We start from the raw sequence: 23,799 nt of genomic DNA, 5'->3' as shown, positions 1-23,799 counted from the left end.
CGCTATGGACAACAACACAACGCTCATCCTGGGTGATTGTCGTGACGTTCTCAAAGATATACCGGACAACTCGGTTGACCTGATATTCACATCACCCCCCTACGCTGATCGCAGAAAAAACACCTACGGTGGTATTCATCCTGATAAGTACGTAGAATGGTTCTTGCCAATAGGTCGGGAGCTATTGCGTGTTTTGAAACCAGATGGCACATTCATCCTGAATATCAAGGAAAAAGCAGAAAACGGCGAGCGCCATACATACGTCATTGAACTGATACTGGCCCTGCGACAGCAGGGATGGTTATGGACAGAAGAGTTCATCTGGCACAAGAAAAACTGCTACCCTGGCAAATGGCCGAACCGCTTCCGTGATGCCTAGGAACGACTACTACAATTTAACAAAACAAAACGCTTCAAAATGTTTCAGGAAGAAGTGATGATTCCGATGGGACAATGGGCAGATAAACGGCTCAGAAATCTAAGCCAGACAGATCTGGTACGTGACAACTCACGGGTAGGGAGCGGTTTTGGCAAGCGAGTCGCAAACTGGCTGGAACGAGAGATGGTCTACCCGACCAACGTCCTTCACTTGGCGACGGAGACAAAGAATCGACGCCACAGCGCGGTATTTCCAGAGGCACTCCCAGAGTGGTTCATTAAACTCTTTACCCGCGAAGGGGACATGGTGCTTGATCCGTTTATGGGTTCCGGTACTACGATCAAAGTCGCTCGACGTATGAATCGTCGTGCAATAGGTATTGAGATACTACCTGAGTATTTTGCGCTGGCCGAGGAAGAAATTGCCAGAGAAGCACCACGACTCCTATGAGTAATTTTTACTGACAGACATCAGACAATATGTCCAGGAACATATTGGCAAGTTTCATGAAGCCAGGCTTAATAGTCTGCGAAACCTGGAGCTAGAGCAGATCTTGAGACGCAAAAATCCATACCTTTTTCGCGCAAAGAATATTTTAGTTGCATCTGATCTTGTTCGTTCTCTGCTTGATGCACATCTCTCTTCACAAGAAGAGACAATGTTTGGTGAGTTTTTAGAGGGATTGGCAATTCACATTTGCAAGCGTACATTTAATGGCAAAAAATCTGAACGACCCAGCATTGACTTAGAGTTTCAAACCGGGAATGAGTACTACCTGGTATCTATCAAGTCAGGACCGAACTGGGGAAACGCCGATCAAATTCGCAAGATGCGCGAGAACTTTCAGGCAGCAATTGCAGAGATTCGGCAATCACAGCCTGAGCTTCAGATTTTTGCTGTGAATGGATGCTGTTACGGTCAAGATACAGGGAACAAGGGAGATTATCAAAAGCTGTGTGGTCAGGCTTTCTGGTCATTTATTTCAGATGGTGTGGAAGAATTGTATACGCAGATTATAGAACCATTAGGATTTGAAGCAAAAGAGCGAAATGAAGCATTTCATCGGGCTTACGCTACGATTGTAAATCAGTTTACGCAAAGATTTATTGAGAAGTTCTGCAACAATGGTGAAATAAACTGGGAACTCCTGGTTACATTCAATTCAGCCCGCCCTGCATTGAGAGAACGAAGGCATCGGTACTCCTAAACATCTAGCCTGTTCCAAAAAACATCTCCCATTACTGATCGTCTCCATGAGTGTGACGAGTACGCACAGCATCCTCGTGACCGGCAGGTCAACGGCATGACGCGCACCGGATCGTGAGCACGGCTGCTGCGGCAGCATGGCTACCGCACTCCAAACGCCGCGCCACGCGCATGACGAGCGGGCAAGGCAACCAATCCAGCGCGTTATGGTACGGCTTGAGCTTCTCTCTACCAACGGGTCGGGAACAGGGTAGGTTTTCCCGGTACGCATGTTGTCCCAGTGATTCGAGAGTAAACCACTTCGCCCCATACCTGATCACGAGTACGGCTGGCACGGCAGCGTGCCAGCCGCACTCCACCATACCACGCGACACGAGTAATCCTGTCTGGCAATGGTATCCTCTCTGATATGCAATCCCCCTGTGTCCATGGCAGAAAGATCGACTCTCTGCCTCCGCGCTCAAGTATGATGCCAGAGTGATCATCGGATCACATGTTATGAAGTCGCTTGCACCAGATTTGATGCTAATAAGCGGTCAGGAGTGCGTCTGGTTAATCATATTGACCTGAAGATAGCCGGTGTGACACGCGACCGACGTAGAGCAAGGTTGAAGCGGAAACCTGGCTCCCGCACGCCAACGACTCAACACGCGCATCACGGAGCGCGAACGATTTTTAGTCCAGCGCGTGATTGGCTCAGCGTCAATTCTCAACCCGCCATGCCCTCACGTCACTCAACCCCACATCCAGCAACCACTCCCCATCGGGACTAAACATTAAGATATTCAGGCGAATTGGGCTGCCGCTCAAGATGCGTTTTCGCCGACCATCGGCAGGATTGCGCAGCGCAATGGTCTGGCGCGGCGGACCTGGCTCGAAAAACGAGAAGCTATCGCCAGGCGGAGGTCGGTTAGGAGTCGCCAGCCAGCGGCCATCAGGACTAATCGCCACTGGCATCTTGCGAGCAGCGATAAATTCCTGCGGTGAACGTTCTTCTTTCTCTCCGGGAAAAGAAATTCTATACGCGAGCTGCCAGGTTGCAGTATCGTAGACATGAATAAACTTACCACCCAGGACCAGACGAGAACCGTCGGGACTAAACGCAATGCTCCCGCTCGGCCTGGGCTGGATTTGCCGGCTAACGGTGCGTTGTGCGACATCAACCAGCCAGACACTGGCATCGGTACCAACAACCAGATGTTTACCATCAGGGCTAAAGGCAAGTGCGATGATGGTCGCCGCGTCAGGATCAGCGAGCAGGATTGAGTCAATCTGCCGTTGATTCATTACGTCCCAAAGCTGTACCTCCTGGCCCCGACTGTGGTGAAACTCACTGACAGCAAGGATAGATCCATCAGGGGAAAAAGCCAGGCTCATTGGATATACATGCTCACCCCGTGGCCAGCAATTGAAGGTTGCTTGTCGTTCGCCGCTTACAGGATCGTACAGCCAGACTGTACCCCAACTACCGATAGCAAGCAGGGTGCGATCCGGATGCAAAGCGAGGTAACCGCCGACCGGTAGAGTCTGAAGCACCTGATTGTCAGGAAAACGCCGGAACGTTGTCTGCCTGTCGTCTGCAACAGCGAGTAGATCATTGCGCAGGAATAACGCTGAGTTAATATTGTCAAGCTCCCAGACGATGACCGGTTGTTCTTCTCGTCTGAACCAGAACATGGCAAAGCCACCCAATCCACCTATCAGCACACACGCCAGCCCGACGATGCCAATCAGTACCAGAAATCGCCGCATAGACCCCTCTGGACGAGAATGGCAGATGCACTGCCTGAGCCGAACAGCCGCTGAAGGGGGCAGTGATTATTCGCCGGCCACCCTTCCCAATACCAAAAAGGCGATCACATCAGCTACCCGCGCTCGCCAGGCTGCTTCGTTGTGCGCTGCACCCGGAAACTTGCGCGTCAGCCAGTCATGCCCGTGACGATAACCAGCCTGCTCCAGCAGGCGGTCCATACGCTGCTGGAAGGGTTCATATTCTGCATCTAACCCAACCGTACCATAGTCGAAATAGAACCGATGGCGACCGGCAGGCGGCAAGAGGGCTGCCAGTTCATCGACCAGCAGATTACCGCCAGCCGGCCAGTGGGTCGAGAGACATCCGGCGCCAGCAAACAGATCGGGGTACTGGCACACGCCATAGAGTGAGATCAAGCCGCCCATGCTCGATCCCATCAAGAAGGTATTTGAGGCATCGGGTAGGGTAGGATAGTGGCGATCAACAAACGGTCTCACCTCTTCGACCAAAAAGGAGAGGTAGGCATCAGAGACCGGTTCGCCACCCATGCGTTCAACAATGCTTTCCCAGCCTCGCGTCTGCCGGAGAGCAGCAAAGGGCTTTTGCGGCGCATACTCGCGCCAGCGCTGATCGGTACACCAGACCCCGACAACAATCGCACCGGGCCAGTTGTAGGTAGCGCACAGCCGCTCGATGGCCTGATCAACCGCCCAGACTTCACCATCGGCGCGAAGTGTCGGATCGAAGAGGTTTTGGCCATCGTGCATGTAGATGACCGGTAGCGGTTGATCACCGGTTGCTGCGGGAAGCCAGACATCGACCGGACGAGAAGTGACGTAGCGACTCTGAAGATCGAGATGACGGTATAGTGGCATAGAACATCTTCTTTCTCGGCCAAAGCCTATGGAAGGAAACTACTCCGCTGATCAGCACTCAGTTGATAGGTAAGGATACCATCAGTTCGCGTACCGATCCATAGCAGATTTGAGCGATCTACCGCCAATGCTAATGGCTCGGCACCGGTAAAGCCTGAATTGCGTGGCAGATAGGAGTGCCATTCGCTCCCATCGTAACGCAACAGAAAGCCGCCCGTCGTCAATGGCCGGGCAGCCCCAACCCAAATCTCACCGGCAGCAGTTTCGAGCAGTGTCGTGATGGTCTGCGCCGGTAGCCGGCGATTAGCAGTGGTCAACCATTCCCAGCGCGTTCCATCCCAACGCGCCAGCCCTTCGCCCAGCGTGGCCGCCCATACCACGCCGTGTTGATCGATCAGAATTGCCGACACCCCGGCACCGGCAAAACCGGCTGTCCGTTCAAAATGTTGCCAGGTGTCGTAAGCCGGTAGATAGCGACTCAGCACACCGATCCCACCAAACCATACCGCGCCGGATGGCTCGATAGCAAGCGACAGTACCAGTCCCCCACGGCCAGCCTGCGGCAACCATTGCCAGCGACCATCAATGCTGCGCACCATACCACCGGCATTCGTGCCGACCCAGAGGGTACCATCCGGCGCCGCCGCAACTGTACGAACCAACAGATTCGGCAGCTCCGGTAAAGCTGGCGTTTGCCACGTCCAGTCGTCATCACCCTGTACCAGGGCCAGCCCCCGATCACTTGCCACCCATAGACCGGCAGTCGTTTCGGCCAGGGCATAGACCTGTCCCAGGTCCAGATGGCGCCAGCGTGGCGGATCTTCGCTCACGAGGGGCGCCTGCCAGATGGTCAGACCAGCTTCCCCACCCAACGCAACCCGGCCATCGCGCAAGGGCTGGATCGCGTACACCGGCCCTGGCGGAAGACCACCGGTTGTTGGAGGGATTGAACGCCACCCGATACTGCCGACGGTCACCATAATCAATGCACTGGCATACACCGTGCCGATGAACCCGACCAGCAAGGCGAGCGCAATTAATGCCATGCGGGGCGGGCGCAGCGCCATGATGGTGCTCCAGCCCCAGTAATCATTGAGCTGATACAGCCAGGTCACGAAACGCGACAGCAGGGGTGCGGCCAGCAAGACGGTCGGCGTAACCAGCGTCAACACATACTGTGGCCATTTCGTCGGCCAGAGCAGCAGGATAAGGATGCCGCTCAGGAACCAGACAACCAGGTAACGACGCTGGGGATCACGCCAGGCCATCGGCAGCGCAAGACAGGCCAGCAGCGTTAACCACGGATCGGGGCCGGGGAAGAAGAAAACCTCTGGATGCCAGCCCACAGCCGGTGCCGTTGCCAACCAGATGAGCGGCTGATACCAGGGATAGCCGGCAGCCTGCACCTCACTCCCTTGCATGTACGCTGTCCAGAAACCGGCCATAGCAATCAGGCGTTCCAACGGCTGCCGCCAGAGCGTGGGGTTGGCCGCGACAAAACTCAGAAGTGCAATCCCGGCCAGCACAGGTATGCGTCGCGCTTGGCCGCGCTGAATCAACAACACGATCATTGCCGGCGCGGCAATGATGGCGTAATTCATCTTGGCAGCGGTCGCCAGCCCCCAGGCAACCGCCCCCAGCCACCACCAGATGCGCTGGCGAGCAGGCTCCCGGCGTGAGGCGTATTCCCACGCGCCGACGGCAGCAATCGAGAGCGCCAGGGGCAATGCTTCGAGGTACGCCTGTGCCGTGTACTTCACTGTAAGGGTGTGAATTGCCAGCAAACCGGCTGCCAGTGGGCCGGCAGTGAAGGCCAGCAGCGCAACCGCAACCGTCCCCAGCAGAGTGGACATCAAGCGCGCCACGTAGAGGACTGTGGTTTGATTCGCGGCTTCACCGAGCAGTAACGCGCCACCAGCATACATCAACTTATGTAATGCCGGATGCTGACGATTACCGGGATAATCGATCACACCTGCCCAATCGCCCTGGCGCATGAGATTCGCATAATCAAGGGCAGCACCAACATACACCGGCTCATCGAAATCAACCGGCAACGTTAGTACTGCCCACAAGCGCAAGAGAGCGGCCAGGACGATCACGCCGATCAGTCGGCCACGAGAGACACCGGAACGCACGCTGATTTATCCCTTTACACCACCAACCGTTAATCCCGACACCAGGAAGCGCTGGAGCATCAAAAAGACAATAATGGTCGGTAGGATAATCAACAAACCACCAGCCGCAAAATTACCCCACGGCACGCTCTGGCTATTGGCAAGACTGAACAGGCCGGGAACCACCAGCTTCATGCTATCGGGAGCCGGTACCAGCACCGAGGCAAAGATGAAATCACCCCACCCGGCCAGGAAACCGAGCAGTGCGGTAACCGCCAGTGCAGGACGGGCCAGGGGCAATGCGATTAAGATAAACGACTGGATCGGACCACAGCCATCGATCATTGCCGCTTCTTCCAGCTCAATCGGAATGGTATCGAAATAGCCCTTCATATTCCAGGTACTAAAGACGAGGGTACCGGTTGTATAAGCCAGAATAAGCCCTTCGTGCTTGCCATACAGCCCCAACGCCGTCAGCAACTGGGCAACCGCAACCAGACTCAACACACCGGGGAAGGTCTGAATTGCCAGCAGCAAAATCAGAGCAAACTCGCGACCGTAAAACTTAAAGCGCGAAAAGGCAAATGCGGCTGAGGTAGTAATGACCAGCGAGGCAACCGTCGTCACACCAGCGACATAGATGCTATTACGCAACCACGTCAGGAGTGGCCGGTCGAAGATCATCGCCCGATAGTTCTCGAACGTCCATTCCGTGGGAATAAACATTCCGAGCAGATTGAGCGTGTAGAGGCGATCACCGGTACGACCAGAGGCGAGAAAAGCAAACCAGAGCGGATAGACAGCAAACAGCACGCCGAGAATAAGGATGGTGTACTGCAACACCAACACCGGTCGAGAAGGCTTGCGAATCATGACTCGTAGGCCCCTTTCGTGATGCGCGTCAACCGGAGGCTATAGAGGGTAGCCGTAAACAGGAAAATGAAGAGAATGACGGCAAAAGCGGTCGCGTTACCGTAATTCTGAGTTTGAAAAATCTGCTTGTAGGCGTACACAATCACAAACTCAGTTGCACCGGGCCGACCGACCTCATTCACCGGCCCACCCTGAGTGATTGCCCACACCGTACCGAACATCTGAAATGCGGTGATCGAGGTCAAGACCGTTGCCGGAAGTACTGCCGGACGGATCAGCGGCAAGGTAATACGGGTAAGCTGCTGCCACCAGGAAGCGCCATCCAGCTCAGCCGCTTCGTACACATCGCGAGGAACCGCCTGCAGCGCACCCAGAATCACGATCATAAAGAAGGGATACGAAAACCAGGTGTCAACCAGCACCACAATTGCAAACGCACTGACCGGATCACGGAGCCAGGACGGGCCGTCAATCCCAAAGATCGCCAACACCTGATTGAGGGTTCCCTGTTCGCGGAAGAAGAACTGCCAGATCAGGGCCATCAGAATCGCCAGTGAGGATGCAGCCCATGGCACGAAGAGCAACACCCGAAACAACGTGCGACCGGGGAGATAGTCACTGTTCAGCAGCAGGGCAAAGGTCAGACCAAGCAGAAAACTGAACGGCACCCGTGCAACCACAAAGAGCAACGTGCGGAAGACCACAACCACAAAATCGCCGCTGCGCATCAGCGTCTCATACGCATTGGCGACATTGATAACCGCCGCCAGGATAAAACCCAGCACCAACGCTCCCAACCAGACAATCGACGGCGCGACCGGCGGTTCCATCATGCGCTGCAAGCGTCGGTTCACGAACGCAGCCGCGACCAGGGGCACAAAGCAGAGGGCAATGGCAGCCATTGCCGACAACGCCTCTGGGGTAAAGAGATTACCGATCAGATTCGCGTAATTCGCAAAGAGAGGGTCTTGTAACCGGTACGGCTGTCCCAGACCAACCGGTGCGCTGGTACGGAATTGCGGCCAGCACAGCGGATCGAGGATACCGGTCAGAAACACGTCACAATCGGGGTTGGGGCGAAAACGATTACGATTGGTAAACGAGGTATATACACTGAGCAGAATAGGATAAATATTGAACAGCAAAATACCAATGATAGTGGGACCGGTGAAGAGCAGAACGGTGAGCGCTTTGCGGCGATTAGACCACGAGACCATGTGCGTACCTCACTGGAAGCAACCGGCAGGCCAGTCATCGGCTACCGGGCGCCCAACCGGCGCAGCGGGTGTAGTGAGTGAGCCGGACAGCGTGGTCCGGCTCGTGTTGTTGATAACGACGGCGTTCAAAAGGGGTGAGCGAACCTTGCTCACCCCTACACGGAAGGTTTACTTCATCTGCATAATCGCAGCTTCAATCGCCTGCTGGGCAGCGGCCAGCGCCTCAGCCGGCGTCTGCGCACCGGTCCAGATGGCAACGCTTGCCTCACCGACCGGACCCCACTGGGCCGAAGCGAAGGGGGTGTTGGCCATCGGCACACCCGTATTAAGGGCGGCACCAAAGCCGGCCAGCGTGGGCAGCGCGGCGACCTCGGGGTTCTGGAGCGCTGCGGTCGCTGCGGGCACCGTCTTGTTGGTCAAGGCCAGCTTCGCCTGCACCTCGGCGCTGGTGAAGTACTTCATAATATCGAGCGCCACCTCAGCATTGCCGCGCTCAACCGCATTGCGGGTCAGCATCAGGGTCTTGATACCGACGAAGGGCTTGCCCATCGGCAGAATGCCGTAATCAACACCATCCTGCTCGATACCGGCAATCGCCCACGGGCCGGTCCACCACATAGCCGCCTTGCCTTCAGCCAGAGCAGCCTTGCAGATGTCGTAGCTCTGCTCGCTGAACGAGACCTTGCTCATCTCGGCCAGCCACTCGCCACCCTTGATCATCTCCGGCGTGTTAACGTAGACATTGCCCTCATCGTCAACATAGCTCGGAACACCGTAGCCGAAGTAGATCGGAGCGACGTGGTACGCATCGTTACCACCGAAGCCCTGGTTGCAGACGAAGGTCTTGTCAGGGTTGGCAGCGCGGAAATCCTTCGCCATCTGCAACAGCTCATCGAGGCTGGTCGGCAACTGCATATCGCCCACGACTGCCTTGTTGTAGATTAGAGCAATACCTTCCTGGGTCTCCGGCAATGCCCAAATCTTGCCCTGCCAGATCACACCATTGACTGCAGCCGGCTCATAGGTGCTGCGCAGGAAATCCTCGGTGATGCCGTAATCGTTCAGCGCGACGATGTTGCCAACCAGTGCCTGCTGACCGATCTGGTCATTCGCCCAACCGATAATATCGGGGCCTTCACCGGCGGGAATCGCCACATTCAACGCATTGCTGACATCTTCCGGCTTCGAGAGATCGATCTTGACATTCGGATTGGCGGCTTCGTAATCACGGAAAGCCTGCTCAATCGCAGTCAGATACGCACCATCCCACTGATGCCAGATACGAATGGTAACCTGTTGAGCAGAGGGTGCGGTGGTGGGCTGCTCGGCAGGAGCGGTGGTCGGCTGCTCGGCAGGAGCGGTGGTCGGCTGCTCGGCAGGAGCGGTGGTCGGCTGAGTGGCCGTCTGATTCGAACCACATGCCGCCAAAATCATTGCGGCGGCGAGGAACAGAGCAATCAAAGCACGCTTCATTGCACTCACGGTTGTACTCCTTGACTGTGTCTTCTACGACAACAGCACAACAACGGAAATCTGGAATGACGAACAGATAGACAAATTCATCGAAAAGGCATTAGACCCGGTACGGTAGAGACAAACCACCTCCTTTTGGCACACAGTTATGTCAGAGCATTGTGTGCAGCAGGAACAAAACCGTCTGGTACCGAAGCAAGGTATGTTACTGCATCAATGGCAGCAACTGAGAGTCTGAGTACGGTTTTGCCCTGCCACTAATAGTTGTGTCTGACATTGTTTTGCTTACAACCTTTTCGCAAACAACTATACACCACTCTTGCCATGCTGTCAAGTAGGTGCCATGAAATTATACCGCAAAATGATCAGTGGAGACGGGTGAGGATAGGGAGATTGACCATAGAGACACGGAGAGCGCAGAGGAAGATCCGCTGTTGGGAGCCTGGACGGTGCGTTGTCCAGAGAGGTCAATACGATCAATTGCACTGTTCGGTGATGTAACAAACGTAGCGCAGACGGCGGCCTGTGGCGCTGGACAGATGGACGTATCGCTGCTGATCAGGCCAGTGAGGGGTACCTCGCTCCAGGGGGATGCTTCCCGTCCGCGCTTGTCTATCACCTGTACCTCTGCATATTGTTCATGCGACCGGTACGGAAATCGCTGTGACCAGACCTTGAGCCTGAGCACGGTTGGCGCGGCAGCCACGCTGCCGCACTCCAAACGACGCGACACGCGCATAATGGGCGGGCAAGGCAACCAAATCCAGCGCGTGATGGAATCAATGATGGTCGTCAGCTCTCCTCGCTGTCATACCGGCAGCCTGGAAGCTGTACCGTGCAGCGTAACTGTATGAACCGTTGGGGGCAGCCATTTCCCATACACGTGCTACTTGACGCCTTAAGAGCCTTTCGGGTTATACCCATTCTCTGTGTCCTCAATGTCTCTGTAGTGATAAAGGTAGCACTTGGGTTATTCCCGATATTCGTCTTACAACAGTCGGCACTACACAGTGCTGTCAGTACGTTGTTGAGCATCTTCTTGCCGAGCGCTGTGCCTTGTTATTCGCTGTACCCCAATCCAAACCAGGCCGGTTACCAAACCTTCACTCAGAATTGACATTCTGGGATGCGATCTTTCTATTTTGAGACTATATCTCTATAATGACATATCATATAATGTACTCAGTTCAGGTAGCAGCGTATTTAAGGAGATCGGCTATGCGCTTCGTGTTTTTATGTATCGAAGCGAACAACGCTCCCGCTCTACGGCAGGCAGCCGCGAGTATCGAGCGTGAGTACGGATTGCGGCTGGCAATTGATTACTTTACACCGTCGAACATGCACAGCGCGGCTGATTGGGAACACCTGGCAGCCGCTGTAGCGCGGGCCGATTTTGTCTTTGGTTCGATGCTCTTCGGCGAGGAGTATGTGCGCCCGTTGAGTGATATTCTCTCGTCGGCGTCCTGCCCGGTCTGTATGATTATGAGTAGCCCTTCGCTGATTCGCCAGACCCGCGTCGGTAAGTTTGATCTGCGCCCCAAACCCGCAGCCGAGCAGAGTGCATTTCGGCAGTGGCTGAGTCAGTTTCAACCCAAACACGGGCACGGCGAAATTCAACGCCAGATGTCGCTGGTGCGCGGTCTGAGCAAGATGCTGAAGTTTTTGCCCGGTAAGGCGCGTGATATTCACACTTACGTGATGGCGCATCAGTTCTGGGCCGCCAGCTCGCCGGAAAATCTGCGCCGTCTGTTGTTAATGCTCATCGAACGTTACGTGCCGGGCTATAAAGGAAAGCTACCGGTGCTCGACCCGCAGGACATCCCAGAGATGGGTGTATTTCACCCTGAGTCGCCAGCTCCCTTCGCCGATCTGGAGACTTATCGGGCCTGGCGGCGCAAACAGCGGCACGCTTTGCACAAGGGCAGTGTTGGCCTGCTTACTATGCGGCCCTTTGCGTTGTCGGGAAATCGTGCTCATCTCGACGCCCTGATTCGCGCCCTCGAAGCCCGTGGTATCGAGGCGCGCGCCGCATATAGCCCGACGCTCGATATGCGACCTACCGTCGAACGGTTCTTCACCAGACCTGCCCGGCAGCGAGGGCAGGCGCCGACTGCCGATGTCGATCTGCTGGTCAACACGACCGGTTTTGCTCTGGTCGGAGGACCGGCCAGTACTGATCCTGATCAGGCCAGCGCTACGCTTGATCAACTCGATACGCCGACACTCGATCTCTTCCCTCTGGTATTTCAACACATCGAGCAGTGGCGTACCGACGATCGCGGCATTGCTCCATTTCAACTCGCCCTGAATGTATCGCTCCCCGAACTTGATGGTGCCACCGACCCGCTGGTGGTCGGCGGTATGCAACGCGGACGCGAAGAGATTACGCCACTCCTCGCCGAGATTGATCTGGCCGCCGAGCGAATTGCCGCACGGGTTGCCCTGCGGCGCACACCACCTGCCGAGCGCCGGATTGCCATCACGCTCTTCAATTTTCCGCCTAACCTGGGAAATGCCGGGACAGCGGCCTACCTCGATGTGTTCACCAGTGTCTTTCGCCTGATGCAGGCGCTCCACGCCGCCGGCTACACAGTCGATCTGCCGGCAAGTGTTGATGATCTGCGACGGATGGTGGTAGAAGGGAATGCTCTGCTCTACGGAACCGATGGGAATGTCGCCGATTCGCTGCCGGTTGAGGAGTATCGGCGGCTCTTCCCGGATTATGTCGATATAGAGCCGTACTGGGGGCCGGCGCCGGGTGAGTTGCTGAGCGACGGGAAGCGTCTGCACATTCTAGGGCGGCGCTTTGGCAACGTGTTTGTCGGTCTGCAACCAAGCTTTGGCTATGAACGCGATCCCATTCGTTTGCTCATGAGCAAAGACGCGGCACCACACCACGGTTTTGCTGCGTATTACGTCTGGTTGCGCAAAGTCTTCCAGGCTCACGCCGTGCTGCACTTTGGCACGCATGGTGCGCTCGAATTTATGCCGGGAAAACAGGCAGGTCTTAGTGCCAAATGCTGGCCTTTGCGCCTGATCGGCGCGCTCCCCAACTTCTACTACTACTGCGTGAACAATCCGAGCGAAGGCAGCATTGCCCGTCGGCGCGGTATGGCTACACTGATCAGTTATCTGGTACCACCGGTACAGCAAGCCGGTCTGTACAAAGGGCTACGTGCACTCAAAGATAGTATTGATCGGTACCGCGCTCAGCCTGACCCTGGCTTGCTTGCCGATCTGCGCACGCAGGCCGAAGCGCTGCATCTGGTTGCCGAGGGTGAAGGTGATGCGTATGTAGCTGCGCTGAGTCACGAGCTATTGCAGGTCGAAGAGCGGATGATCCCGGTTGGGTTGCATGTGCTTGGCGAGCCGCCACAGACCGGTGAGCAGATCGATACGCTTAATCTGATCGCAACCTTTGCCCGTGTCCCAGGCGGCCCCAATCAGGCACCGCTCGAACCGTTGCCGGTATTGGTCGGGCGCGCATTGGGACTGGATTACGCTGCACTCACCGGGCGCCTGCGCCACGATCCGGCAGCGCAGCAACAGTATCGCCATATCGAAGAGATTTGCCGGGCGGCGATCACTGCCCTGGTCGAGCACGGTGACGGGCGGGCCGCCGATGAAGCGTTGAAGCGTTATGTCAATTTAAATCCTCACCTCCTCGCACCGCTGTGGAACTACCTGCTCGATATTCAACGCCGCATGACGACCGAGCGCGAAGTGAGCAGTCTGCTCCGTGCCTTGAATGGCGGCTATGTATTACCCTCGGCCGGGAATGATGTGGTGCGGAATCCTACCGTTGTGCCGACCGGACGCAATATTCACGCCTTTGATCCGTTCCATATTCCCACTCAGGCCGCAGCAACTTCCGGCACGGCAGTCGCCCATGAACTCCTGGAACGGATACGCGCCGAGCAGGGTGCGTACCCTGAAACGGTCGCGATGGTGCTGTGGGGAACCGACAACATTAAGACCGAGGGAGAAGGGATTGCCCAGGCGTTGGCGCTGATCGGTGCCCGTGCGGTTGCCGATGAACTCGGTCGGATCACCACTGTCGAACTGATACCGCTGGCCGAACTCGGTCGGCCACGCATCGACGTTGTGCTGACGGTGAGTGGTATTTTCCGCGATCTGTTTGCAGCGCAGGCGCGTCTGATCGACCGGGCGATTCGACTGGCAGCTACCGCCGATGAGCCGCCTGAGCAGAACTTTGTTCGCGCCCATGCCTTAGCCCAGGCTGCTGAATTGGGGTTGAGTGTCGAAGCGGCGGCGACACGTGTCTTCTCGAACGCCTCGGGCAGCTACGGGGCAAATGTCAACCATCTGGTCGAGAGCAGTACGTGGGAGGAAGATGGGCAACTGGCCGAAGCGTTTATAACACGCAAGGGTTTTGCGCTTCAGCCGGGTGGTGAATGGAGTGAGTCACGCGCCCTGATGGAGCGAGCACTGGCAACGGTGAGTGTCACCTTCCAGAACATTGATAGCGTTGAGAATGGCATTAGTGACATTGACCACTACTACGAGTATCTCGGTGGCCTGACTAAGAGCGTTGAGAAGACCCGTGGTGTGCGTCCGACGACGTTGATGGGTGAAGTAGCCGAGTTAGTCACGCCGGGAGCCAGTCGCGTTCGCTCGCTGGAACAGGTGGTACGTCTGGAGAGTCGGGCCAAGTTGCTCAACCCGAAATGGTACGAAGGGATGCTCAAACACGGCTACGAGGGTGTCCACGAGATCGAGATTCGAGTGAGCAATACCTTCGGCTGGAGTGCAACCGCGCAGGCGGTTGAAGACTGGGTCTACCAGGGAGTGGCCGAGACCTACCTGCTCGATCCGGCGATGCGTGAGCGGTTAGCCAGTCTCAACCCGCATGCCACCGCCAGCATTGCCGGACGGCTCCTCGAAGCCCATAACCGTGGGTTCTGGCAAGCCGATGAAGAGACGCTGGCCCAGTTGCGCGAGATCTATGCCGATCTCGAAGATCGGCTGGAAGGGGTGCGGTGACGGGGTGGAAGAGGGTGTAACTTCTTATGTCAAATCTTGAATAACATTGTGCAGCACTGCCTGGGACTGAATATGCGGTGATCTGTAGGGGCGGGTTTAGAACCCGCTCCTACGGGTGGTTGATGTGCCTATTCACCTTGCCATACAAGCGATGCGGCGAACCGGGAAGCCAAATTGGATTGTAGCAGATTTGATAGCAGAGACGCACCAACGAGTTCCAGATAACTTGCTATGACTTCTATCTATGACTTCTATGAAACCAGATTTGGTGTCATCCCCACCATGCTGGCGCTGCGCGCCGGTTGGGGGCGGGGAGTACGGTCGGCGCGGCAGCATGGCTGCCGCACTCCACACTGGCGACACGCTGATCCGGGGCGCAGAAAAGGGGTGATCCGTGACTATCCGTCCCACTCGCAACGATCCGTGAAGATCGGCGGCTTTATACGGAATGGGCAGGTTCCGTAGGGGCGGGTTCTAAACCCGCCCCTACGGGTGGTGGATGTGCCTGTTCACCTTGCCGCAGGTATTATCCCTGCTGATCTTCAGCCAGCAACTGGCGCAGCACGTACTGCAAAATACCACCGTGGCGGTAGTATTCGACTTCCTGCGGTGTGTCGATGCGGACACGAACCTGGAATTCGCGCACCGTGCCATCACCGGCAGTTGCCCGCACCGTCAGGATGCGCCCGTTGGCGAAGCCGCTGGCAATAGCATCGGCCAGACCGATAACATCATAGACTTCGTGACCGGTCAGGCCAAGGCTGGCCGCGTTTTCGCCGGGCATAAACTGCAACGGCACAATACCCATCCCGACCAGATTTGAGCGATGGATACGCTCGAAGCTCTCGGCGATAACCGCCTTCACGCCTTGCAGATACGGCCCTTTGGCTGCCCAGTCACGCGATGAGCCATTGCCGTATTCCTTGCCGGCAATCACCACCAGCGGCGTGCCATCGGCCTGGTAACGCATCGCCGCATCGTAGATCGTCATCACCTCGCCGGTTGGGAGATAGGTGGTGAAGCCACCTTCGGTACCCGGCGCCAGCTTGTTGCGGAGACGGACATTGGCAAAGGTACCGCGTACCATCACTTCGTGGTTACCACGGCGCGCACCATAGCTGTTGAAATCTGCCGGTGCCACACCATGCTCGATCAGATACTTGCCGGCGGGAGAGTTGACTTTGATGCTCCCGGCAGGGCTGATGTGATCGGTGGTGATGCTGTCGCCGAGGAACGCCAGGACACGTGCCCCATGGATCTCGGCCACCCGTGCCGGCGGCGTTGGACTCATCTGGTCGAAGTAGGGTGGTCGACGCACGTAGGTGCTCTGCGGATCCCAGGCGAAGCGATCACCGGCCGGCACCGGAATATTCTCCCACCGCTCATCACCCACAAAGACACTGGCATACGAACGGCGATACATCTCGGACTGGATGGCCGTCTCGATAGTTTGCTGGACTTCAGCCTGCGAAGGCCAGATGTCGCGCAGGTAGACCGGCTTACCATCCTTACCAACCCCAAGCGGCTCCTTGTCGAGATCGATGTCGATGCGACCGGCGATGGCGTAGGCGACCACAAGTGGCGGCGACATCAGATAGTTGGCCTTCACATCCTGCTGGACACGACCCTCGAAGTTGCGATTACCGGAGAGCACAGAGACCGCGACCAGACCAGACTGCTCGATGGTCTGGCTGATTTCCGGGGCGAGCGGTCCCGAATTCCCGATACAGGTTGTGCAGCCGTAACCGACGACGTGGAAGCGAAGCGCTTCGAGATAGGGCAGCAGACCGGCGTTGGTCAGGTATTCGGTCACAACCTTCGAGCCTGGAGCCAGTGAAGTCTTCACCCACGGCTTCACACTCAAACCGGCTTCAACCGCCTTTTTGGCCAACAGGCCGGCAGCCACCATCACCGATGGGTTAGAAGTATTGGTACAGGATGTGATCGCAGCAATGACTACCGAACCGTGATGCAGCTTGTAATCGGCACCGGGCACGGCTACCGCTGTGGCAGCAAAATCGGCTGCCGAGAGGGCGGTATCGGGCTGGGTTGGATTGATAATTGTCGGCACGGCCATGTGGAACGTGCGATTGACCTCGTGCAGCGGCACGCGCCCCTCTGGCCGCTTGGGACCGGCAACACTCGGCTCAACCGTGCTCAGATCGAGTTCGAGCACCGTCGAATATTCAGCTTCGGGAGTGTGCTCATCGTGGAAGAGGCCTTGCGCTTTGAAATAGGCCTCGACCAGCGCCACCCGCTCTTCACTGCGACCCGAGAAGCGCAGATAGCGGAGTGTCTCCTCGTCGACCGGGAAGATACCGCAGGTCGCACCGTATTCAGGTGCCATATTCGCAATCGTGGCCCGGTCGGCCAGCGGCAGATGGGCCAGCCCGGGACCGAAGAACTCGACAAACTTGCCCACGACACCCAGCTTGCGCAGCATCTGGGTTACTGTCAGCACCAGGTCAGTCGCGGTTGCCCCTTCACGCAAACGCCCGGTCAGCTTAAAACCAACCACCTGGGGGATCAGCATCGAGAGTGGCTGACCGAGCATCGCAGCCTCAGCTTCGATACCGCCAACACCCCAGCCTAACACACCAAGACCATTGATCATCGTGGTGTGTGAGTCGGTACCAACCAGTGTATCGGGATAGGCCTGTACCGGCCCGGTAGCGCGTGGATTCTCGTCGCTGGTGAAGACGACACGGGCCAGATACTCCAGGTTGACCTGGTGGACAATGCCGTTGCCGGGAGGCACGACCTTGAAGTTATCAAACGCCGTCTGCCCCCAACGCAGGAAGGCATAGCGCTCAACATTCCGCTGGAACTCCAGATCTTTGTTGATCAACAGAGCAGCTTCTGAGCCGTAGGCATCGACCTGTACCGAGTGGTCAATCACCAGCTCAACCGGCTGCAACGGATTGATGCGACGAGGATCACCACCCAATTCAGCCATCGCATCACGCATTGCCGCCAGATCGACAACGCACGGCACACCGGTAAAGTCTTGCAGAATAACGCGGGCCGGCATAAACGCTACTTCGCGTTCCGGCTCAGCCTGGGGTTGCCAGTTAGCGAGGGCCAGAATGTCATCGGCGGTAACGGTACGTCCGTCCTCGTGACGGAGAAGATTTTCCAGCAGAATGCGGAGCGAATAGGGCAGGCGGGCAAGATTTACACCATGGGCAGTCAGAGCGTCAAGTCGGTAGATTTCGTAGGTTCGGTCGCCGACCGTGAGAGTCGAGCGAGCACCAAAACTGTTGGCCATCGGTCATCTCCTTCGGTTGTACCTTTGCAACGGAAGGCCATTCCATCTTGTGGTAGAGCGATTATAGCACGACTGATAACAATGTTGTGATAGGCCACACAAACTTCCCAAAGCGTGATATAGCAGTAGAATTATACGACATCCGCTTGCAATCAATGCATGACACAGTACTTTCGGGTGATTATTTCTGTTGGGATATACGTTTAAGATCATAAAAGCCTGAAATGTCTAACCTTAAACTCTTTCTCGTCCTCATTTCAGGCGGATTGTTTCCGCGAGTATGGAGTGAGGAGGAGACCATGAGACTCAGGGTGCGCGCACAGGTATGGTTCACGCTGTTCATAATGAGTGCGCTGTGTCTGGCACTCTGGCCAGCAACTCCGGCACCGGCTCAGACCACGACATTCCTACCAGTCTTTCGCTTAACAAAATTACTCGTGAGCAATGACACCACCCAACAGTTAGGTGGCTTACTCGAAGGGATTGGTCGTACCGCAACCGCGGGTCAGGATGAATTCCGTGGCAAGAACCGCCTCTTTCGTTTGAACGAACAAAACCGCACGGTGCTGACTCAATATGAGGCATCAGGCGGTTTTTTCGCGTATGACATTGATGGTTTGGGACGTGAAACGCCGACTGGTGCAGTAGATGAAGAGGAAGCCAAACGCCTGGCCTGTCTCTTTCTCAGGAATAACGATCTGGTCAGCCACGACGGCACACTGATTGGAAACAGCCAGAGTAACTATCCGGTACGTCTGCCCACAATACCAGGCACGTGTAGTGACCCGAAAGACTTTGGCCGCACTATCCTCATCCGGGCAGCGCAGGTACCGGTCAGCGGTGCCGGCCTGGGCCAGGTTACTGAGTCGGTGGTTGGTGTGGTGGTTGAAGTACCGTTTGGTTTTGTCAATGGTCAGCAGTTCATCCCTATCGGTGGCGCGGGCGGCCATCTATCGCTCCTGTTTACGACAACCGACACGCTGCTTACTCAACAGGGAGGTGGAGACTCACTGGATAGTTCAGTCCCCGGTTTAGCGGCGATTGCCATGCCCTTCCATGGCAGGAGTCTTGATTTTGTAGCAGAGGTACCGGTGCGGAGCTTCGACCAGGTGCGCAACGAGGTGCAGCAGACCGTCGAGCGATCATACCCCGGCGCAACGGTGAATGTGCCCAATCCGGTATTGAGTTATCAGGTTGACGATTTCGCCGTTGAGCAGTCTATTATCGAACCAGAGGCTGTATTTGACAATATCACGGTCACGCTACCGGGTGGCGAGGAGATTGTGCTCCGCTCGTTCTCAGTACCTCTGGCAGCAGGTGGATCGGGAGGGTTTGCACCGACGGTCAACATTACCTCACCCACCAATGGCAGCACATTTCAGCCGGGTAGTGCAGTAACCTTCAACGGCACCATCGCCGATGGCACCGCTCCGTATACCTATCAGTGGTTCCTCGGCGATGAGACACCGCTGAGCAATCCGGCCACCCGCAACACTCCCGGCACAGTAACGTTAACGACAACCCTACCGGCGAGTCTGCGCGAGACGACACCAGACGCTCAAACCGTCATCTTGCGGGTGACCGACGACAATGGCGTGCAACGTGACGCGAGCATTAGCCTGACTCCCGATTTTCGGTTTCTTTATATTCCGGTGATCATTCGCGCGGGTACCAGTTCCAGTGCGATACCGCAGATCGAACTCAGTCAAGCCAGCTACACCTTCGGGATCGAAGGCAACTGGGACTATCCACCAGCCGGGACGGGAGGATCGGATCTGCCCGGTGTGATACCCGATGTCAATGGGTTACGGTTCGGTATGCTGAGTTACGGCTATACCCAGCGCTTCTTCTGGTCAAATTCGGCAGCCTGGGAGCGCGACTGGCGTGATTGCAGTCTGGGTGGGATTGATTGTACATTCGGTGTTGATCGGGCGGCCTTCGTATACTACGCCGGCCACGGTGGACCAGGTGGCATCTCAATGGCGTCAAACAAGGATAGCACCTGGTTTGATGGCACGAACGCCCGTTATCAATCTCTGCGCTGGGTCGGCTTCGCCTCGTGTCAGACGCTGCGGGTACAGGGATATGCAGCCGGTAGTGAGCCTATCCGACGCTGGTTTAACGCCTTTCAGGGTGCCCATATGCTGCTCGGCTTCAACAGCAACATGGCCGACGTCGCATTCGGTGGTCAGTTGATGAACAACATGCGGATGCCATCCTTCCTGGGGATTGATTTTCCGTGGGCACAACTTACGATTGCACAGGCGTGGGTGAAGACCGCCTTTGATATGAATGCCGGCAAGCCAGCCTATATCTACGCCCGTAGCACAACGGTGAACCCAATTAACGACAAACTGCCCAAGCCGGGTGGGGACTTCCCATCACGACCGTTCCCGGTGACATCATACAATTGGGTGTGGTGGGAGTTTTAGGAGGAAAAGGCTACAGGGGGTAGATATCCAATCTACCCCCGTAATAACCCAAGTCGCTACCTTTATCACCGCAGAGACACAGAGGACACAGAGGATGGGCATAACCTGAGTTACTACCGTAAGGCGTGAAGGAGCGCGTCTGATAGAGATATTTACAGGCGAAACCAATTGGAAATCAGGCTTTTGAGCGCAAAGGTTAACTCAGGCACACCAGCATTTGTGAATAAAGCAAAGCCCAGGTTATAGTCATGTGAGAGGGCAGCAATAGCATAAAATGTGCCGGTTGAACCGGCGTGCAGGCTCCAGCGCCCAAGCGACTCCATGCCGCGCAGCGCATTGATTCCCCAGCCCATGCCCTGTCCCAATGCTCCGTCGTTGTGAAGAGTCTGGATAAGCGCAGCAGGCAGAAGATCGTCTTTGCCTTGCAGCCCCTTCAGGTGGAATTGCAAAAAGCGGGCATAGTCTGGCAGGGAGATGCACATATCCCCAGCAGGTGCAAAACAAGGTGGAACAATCTCTTGATCGACAGCGCAGGGGTGATATATGCCGTTTTCAAACCAATGACCCCAGGGTTGCGCTGCATTTATGCGCGCTGGATGTTGTATGCCAGGATACGCCTGGATGTTGAGCGGCCTGAGCACAAGATTGTCCAAGAGAAGATTCCATGGGCTTTCGGCTGCGCGTTCCAGTATGGCAGCCGCCAGGCTGTAACCGGCATTGGAATAGGTGAATTGACTGCCTGGCGGATCGCGTGGCGGGCAGGTTTGCATCAGCCAGATCGCAAAGTGATTAACGTGTGCGCTATCAGGTACGTTATCGAAATCGGGCAGGATGAAATCGGGGCTGTCTGTGTCGGTGTAAGCGGGCAAACCGGAACGATGTTGCAACAGATGTCGCAGCGTGATGGTGCGGTAAGGGGGAAGGATTGCCCCTGACAGTTCGGGAAACAGGCTGGCGACGGGAGTATTCCACGTGATAAGCCCTTTTTCGACCAATGCAGCGCAGGTAGTGGCGATAAACGCTTTGGCGTTGGAGCCGATTTGGAAGTAATCTACCAGGGTAAGCGGGTCGTTTGGGTGATCAGCGTGGCGCAACCCAACCACATCCGCAGCGAGGGTGGACTCATGGCTGACAACAAAGGCAGCGAGGGCGGGTACGTTCATTTCGGTTCGCAGTTGTTCCAGATGGGCGCGCAGGTTCATAGTTTCAATTACATCCTACCAATAGTGATTATTCAACTCCATTGAACGCAGGGTGATAGCGGACGACACCCTTTCTACCGTTGAGCGCCCCACTACGCAATTCCTTCACCATGAACACTTCTTCAGGCACATCAATCTCCCACGCAATGCCAAATGGTTTAGACGGCTTAAACCCGAAGCGGGGATAGAAGCCGGGATGCCCCAGCACAACGACGACATCGTGACCGAGCTTGTTGAGTTCAGCCAGCCCGGCATGGATGAGGGCTGAACCAATTCCCCGATGTTGAAGCTGAGGCAGGACTGCCATCGGTCCCAATCCGACAGCCTGCCAGTGCGCGTCGGCATCGGTGATTACAACCGGTGAAAACAGGATATGGCCGACGATTCTATCCTCCATCTGTGCCACCAGCGACAAGATGATCGCTCCAGCAGAGCGCAGTTCCTCCACCAGGTGCGCTTCATTTTCGCGGTTGAATGCCAGTTGGTTGATCAGGTAAATGGCGTTGAAATCATCGGCTGTTTCAGGGCGGATCATCGTTTTCATTATCTCATCCCTTGTTTGAAATCGTTCATCATCACCGTACTAACTGCACCCACCCAGATCAGCAGCATGGGGAGGGAAGCGAACAGAATGACGGTGAGCATGGCATTGGTAAAGGCGAAACTGAGTCCGCCGAGCAGCAGAGCAATAGCAAGGACAATACCAGACCAGTTGACCCAGGCAGGGAGCAGATGGGTGCGCAAACCGATGGTGGAGATGGAAACGCTCAGCAAAGCCAGCGCCATCAACTTGAACGTGTCAATCTGGTTGATCAACACCAGCAAGGTACGAAAGGGAGTTTCGGCGGAAGTGAGTAGAGCCGAATTGACCATGGTCTGCTGAATGCTTGCCTGCACCAGTGACATTGTACCCGCAGCAATGCCTGCGCTCAAAACCACACGGGCAAGATTCTTTTCTCCTGGAGTCTGGAATAGACCGCATACTGCAACCGCGAAGAGCAGGATGGAAATACCCGCCACACCGTCAATGAGATAAACCTGTATCAGGCGCGCTGTTTGATTGGCAAGCAGCGCCTGACGAAGCTCTGCATCAGGCATAGATGGGGATAGCGTGCCTGTAGGGATTACCAACCCGATCAACCAGGCCAACACGTACACAACACCGAAAACTGCCAGCCAATTTCGTTTGTTCATTGTTGTCTCCAAAGTACTGTCAATATTTTGTTGACGATATAGATACCACCAAACGCGACCGATAGATTGACTGCACCTGTGCTATACAATGCCCAACACGCCAGCGCAAAGATGATGAGTTCGATCAGTGAGCGCCATGGTTCTCTCAGTCGCCGCGTGGATTTGGGGGCCAGGAATGTTCCCCACACCACAGCGAACAGGATAGGAACGCCAAGCCCAAGCAGGAATTTCATCATCATGTTGTCGCCGGTTTGGAATCCCCAATACCCAAACACGATGAGGCCACAGAGTTCAAGTAAGAAACGTAGCCCGCGATTGAATAACTTCAGCATTTCCATTTTTTCTCCTTAATTCTCAATTGCATGGCCCTGATAGACGTGAAGATGGAAGCGATGCCGTCTATCCCAGGATTTAAGTATCCAGAGCATATGGGTGCAGAGGATCAGAAGGTCTGTACACTACAGGAGTACAAACCGAACTATCGAACATGGAATCAGACAACTTATCCATTGTTATCCCTTTCAACGGGAACCTTCAATTTCACACACAAGATCTTCAAATTGAGATTGTGGGCACGAAAGAGTATGCCCATCAGTGCCGACTGATCGGGCAGTTCACCCGTCAGCAGGGTATTGCCGTCTTCGTCGTCAGTATGGGTCAACTCTGGAAACCATGCAGCCTGTTCGCGATCCAGTTTACCGCGTAGCCGAATTGTATACAACGATGGTTGTCGTGTCGTGTTCATATGCTCATCTTAATACAGCCCCATCAATCCCTCCATCTCCCCATGGAGGGATTGATGGGGG

The 23,799-nt window shown here is 55.8% G+C and carries 15 protein-coding genes and 1 pseudogene; 4 read left to right on the top strand and 12 right to left on the bottom strand.

From position 1 onward, the window contains the following. Nucleotides 1–4 precede the first annotated feature (4 nt). Nucleotides 5–829 (top strand): annotated as a pseudogene (locus tag CAUR_RS21620) (DNA-methyltransferase). 10 nt (nucleotides 830–839) lie between these two features. After that, entirely contained in the window at nucleotides 840–1,586 is a 747-nt protein-coding gene (locus CAUR_RS16605; RefSeq protein ID WP_044233708.1) for a PmeII family type II restriction endonuclease, read from the top strand. Between the two features lie 701 nt (nucleotides 1,587–2,287). Here CAUR_RS16605 and CAUR_RS16600 read toward each other — a convergent pair. The 6 genes from CAUR_RS16600 to CAUR_RS16575 all read right to left on the bottom strand — a co-directional run bounded on the left by CAUR_RS16600 (nucleotide 2,288) and on the right by CAUR_RS16575 (nucleotide 9,893). Continuing rightward, nucleotides 2,288–3,337 carry a WD40 repeat domain-containing protein gene (locus tag CAUR_RS16600; RefSeq protein WP_012259007.1) on the bottom strand — a complete coding sequence of 350 codons (1,050 nt, stop codon included), beginning with the start codon at nucleotides 3,335–3,337 and terminating at the stop codon, nucleotides 2,288–2,290. A gap of 66 nt (nucleotides 3,338–3,403) precedes the next feature. Beyond that, nucleotides 3,404–4,213, bottom strand: a complete 810-nt coding sequence (locus CAUR_RS16595; protein ID WP_012259006.1) for an alpha/beta hydrolase — start codon at nucleotides 4,211–4,213, stop codon at nucleotides 3,404–3,406. A gap of 26 nt (nucleotides 4,214–4,239) precedes the next feature. Further along, nucleotides 4,240–6,351: a transcriptional regulator gene (locus CAUR_RS16590; RefSeq protein WP_012259005.1), complete on the bottom strand. Its 2,112-nt coding sequence runs from the start codon at nucleotides 6,349–6,351 to the stop codon at nucleotides 4,240–4,242. A gap of 6 nt (nucleotides 6,352–6,357) precedes the next feature. Continuing rightward, a complete protein-coding gene (locus CAUR_RS16585) occupies nucleotides 6,358–7,203 on the bottom strand; it encodes a sugar ABC transporter permease (protein WP_012259004.1) in 846 nt (281 codons plus the stop codon). Then, complete coding sequence (locus CAUR_RS16580) at nucleotides 7,200–8,420, bottom strand: carbohydrate ABC transporter permease (protein ID WP_012259003.1); 1,221 nt, start codon at nucleotides 8,418–8,420, stop codon at nucleotides 7,200–7,202. Before CAUR_RS16580 ends, CAUR_RS16585 begins: the two co-directional genes overlap by 4 nt. Nucleotides 8,421–8,588: 168 nt before the next feature. Continuing rightward, nucleotides 8,589–9,893: an extracellular solute-binding protein gene (locus CAUR_RS16575; RefSeq protein WP_012259002.1), complete on the bottom strand. Its 1,305-nt coding sequence runs from the start codon at nucleotides 9,891–9,893 to the stop codon at nucleotides 8,589–8,591. Nucleotides 9,894–11,054: 1,161 nt separating this feature from the next. On the opposite strand from CAUR_RS16575, the gene CAUR_RS16570 reads away from it, so the two are divergent. Next, complete coding sequence (locus CAUR_RS16570; RefSeq protein WP_479722942.1) at nucleotides 11,055–14,897, top strand: magnesium chelatase subunit H; 3,843 nt, start codon at nucleotides 11,055–11,057, stop codon at nucleotides 14,895–14,897. Between the two features lie 526 nt (nucleotides 14,898–15,423). On the opposite strand, the gene acnA is transcribed toward CAUR_RS16570, so the two are convergent. After that, entirely contained in the window at nucleotides 15,424–18,165 is a 2,742-nt protein-coding gene (gene acnA / locus CAUR_RS16565) for an aconitate hydratase AcnA (protein WP_012259000.1), read from the bottom strand. Nucleotides 18,166–18,464: 299 nt separating this feature from the next. Here acnA and CAUR_RS16560 point away from each other — a divergent pair, with 299 nt between their 5' ends. Then, on the top strand, nucleotides 18,465–20,597 hold the full coding sequence (locus CAUR_RS16560) for a DUF6345 domain-containing protein (protein ID WP_012258999.1): 2,133 nt from the start codon (nucleotides 18,465–18,467) through the stop codon (nucleotides 20,595–20,597). 152 nt (nucleotides 20,598–20,749) lie between these two features. Here CAUR_RS16560 and CAUR_RS16555 read toward each other — a convergent pair whose 3' ends face one another. The 5 genes from CAUR_RS16555 to CAUR_RS16535 all read right to left on the bottom strand — a co-directional run bounded on the left by CAUR_RS16555 (nucleotide 20,750) and on the right by CAUR_RS16535 (nucleotide 23,738). Then, entirely contained in the window at nucleotides 20,750–21,799 is a 1,050-nt protein-coding gene (locus CAUR_RS16555; protein WP_012258998.1) for a serine hydrolase domain-containing protein, read from the bottom strand. A gap of 28 nt (nucleotides 21,800–21,827) precedes the next feature. Beyond that, nucleotides 21,828–22,343, bottom strand: coding sequence for a GNAT family N-acetyltransferase (locus CAUR_RS16550; protein ID WP_012258997.1), 516 nt, complete (start codon nucleotides 22,341–22,343; stop codon nucleotides 21,828–21,830). After that, complete coding sequence (locus tag CAUR_RS16545) at nucleotides 22,343–22,951, bottom strand: hypothetical protein (RefSeq protein ID WP_242604953.1); 609 nt, start codon at nucleotides 22,949–22,951, stop codon at nucleotides 22,343–22,345. The genes CAUR_RS16550 and CAUR_RS16545 overlap by 1 nt, the downstream gene beginning before the upstream one ends. Nucleotides 22,952–22,989: 38 nt before the next feature. Next, the gene (locus CAUR_RS16540) at nucleotides 22,990–23,331 is read right to left on the bottom strand and encodes a YrdB family protein (RefSeq protein ID WP_012258995.1); all 342 of its coding nucleotides are present in this window, start codon (nucleotides 23,329–23,331) and stop codon (nucleotides 22,990–22,992) included. Nucleotides 23,332–23,495: 164 nt separating this feature from the next. Next, nucleotides 23,496–23,738, bottom strand: a complete 243-nt coding sequence (locus tag CAUR_RS16535; protein ID WP_012258994.1) for a hypothetical protein — start codon at nucleotides 23,736–23,738, stop codon at nucleotides 23,496–23,498. Nucleotides 23,739–23,799 lie beyond the last annotated feature (61 nt).

Source organism: Chloroflexus aurantiacus J-10-fl, assembly GCF_000018865.1.
GTDB classification, from domain to species: domain Bacteria; phylum Chloroflexota; class Chloroflexia; order Chloroflexales; family Chloroflexaceae; genus Chloroflexus; species Chloroflexus aurantiacus.
This window is presented reverse-complemented; position numbering and strand designations above follow the sequence as displayed.

Excerpts from the sequence above, each read along its gene's own strand:
- CAUR_RS16600 (WP_012259007.1), bottom strand. The coding sequence starts at position 3,337 with ATGCGGCGATTTCTGGTACTGATTGGCATCGTCGGGCTGGCGTGTGTG.
- CAUR_RS16595 (WP_012259006.1), bottom strand. The coding sequence starts at position 4,213 with ATGCCACTATACCGTCATCTCGATCTTCAGAGTCGCTACGTCACTTCT.
- CAUR_RS16585 (WP_012259004.1), bottom strand. The coding sequence starts at position 7,203 with ATGATTCGCAAGCCTTCTCGACCGGTGTTGGTGTTGCAGTACACCATC.
- CAUR_RS16580 (WP_012259003.1), bottom strand. The coding sequence starts at position 8,420 with ATGGTCTCGTGGTCTAATCGCCGCAAAGCGCTCACCGTTCTGCTCTTC.
- CAUR_RS16575 (WP_012259002.1), bottom strand. The coding sequence starts at position 9,893 with ATGAAGCGTGCTTTGATTGCTCTGTTCCTCGCCGCCGCAATGATTTTG.
- CAUR_RS16570 (WP_479722942.1), top strand. The coding sequence starts at position 11,055 with ATGACATATCATATAATGTACTCAGTTCAGGTAGCAGCGTATTTAAGG.
- acnA (WP_012259000.1), bottom strand. The coding sequence starts at position 18,165 with ATGGCCAACAGTTTTGGTGCTCGCTCGACTCTCACGGTCGGCGACCGA.
- CAUR_RS16560 (WP_012258999.1), top strand. The coding sequence starts at position 18,465 with ATGAGACTCAGGGTGCGCGCACAGGTATGGTTCACGCTGTTCATAATG.
- CAUR_RS16555 (WP_012258998.1), bottom strand. The coding sequence starts at position 21,799 with ATGAACCTGCGCGCCCATCTGGAACAACTGCGAACCGAAATGAACGTA.
- CAUR_RS16550 (WP_012258997.1), bottom strand. The coding sequence starts at position 22,343 with ATGAAAACGATGATCCGCCCTGAAACAGCCGATGATTTCAACGCCATT.
- CAUR_RS16540 (WP_012258995.1), bottom strand. The coding sequence starts at position 23,331 with ATGGAAATGCTGAAGTTATTCAATCGCGGGCTACGTTTCTTACTTGAA.
- CAUR_RS16535 (WP_012258994.1), bottom strand. The coding sequence starts at position 23,738 with ATGAACACGACACGACAACCATCGTTGTATACAATTCGGCTACGCGGT.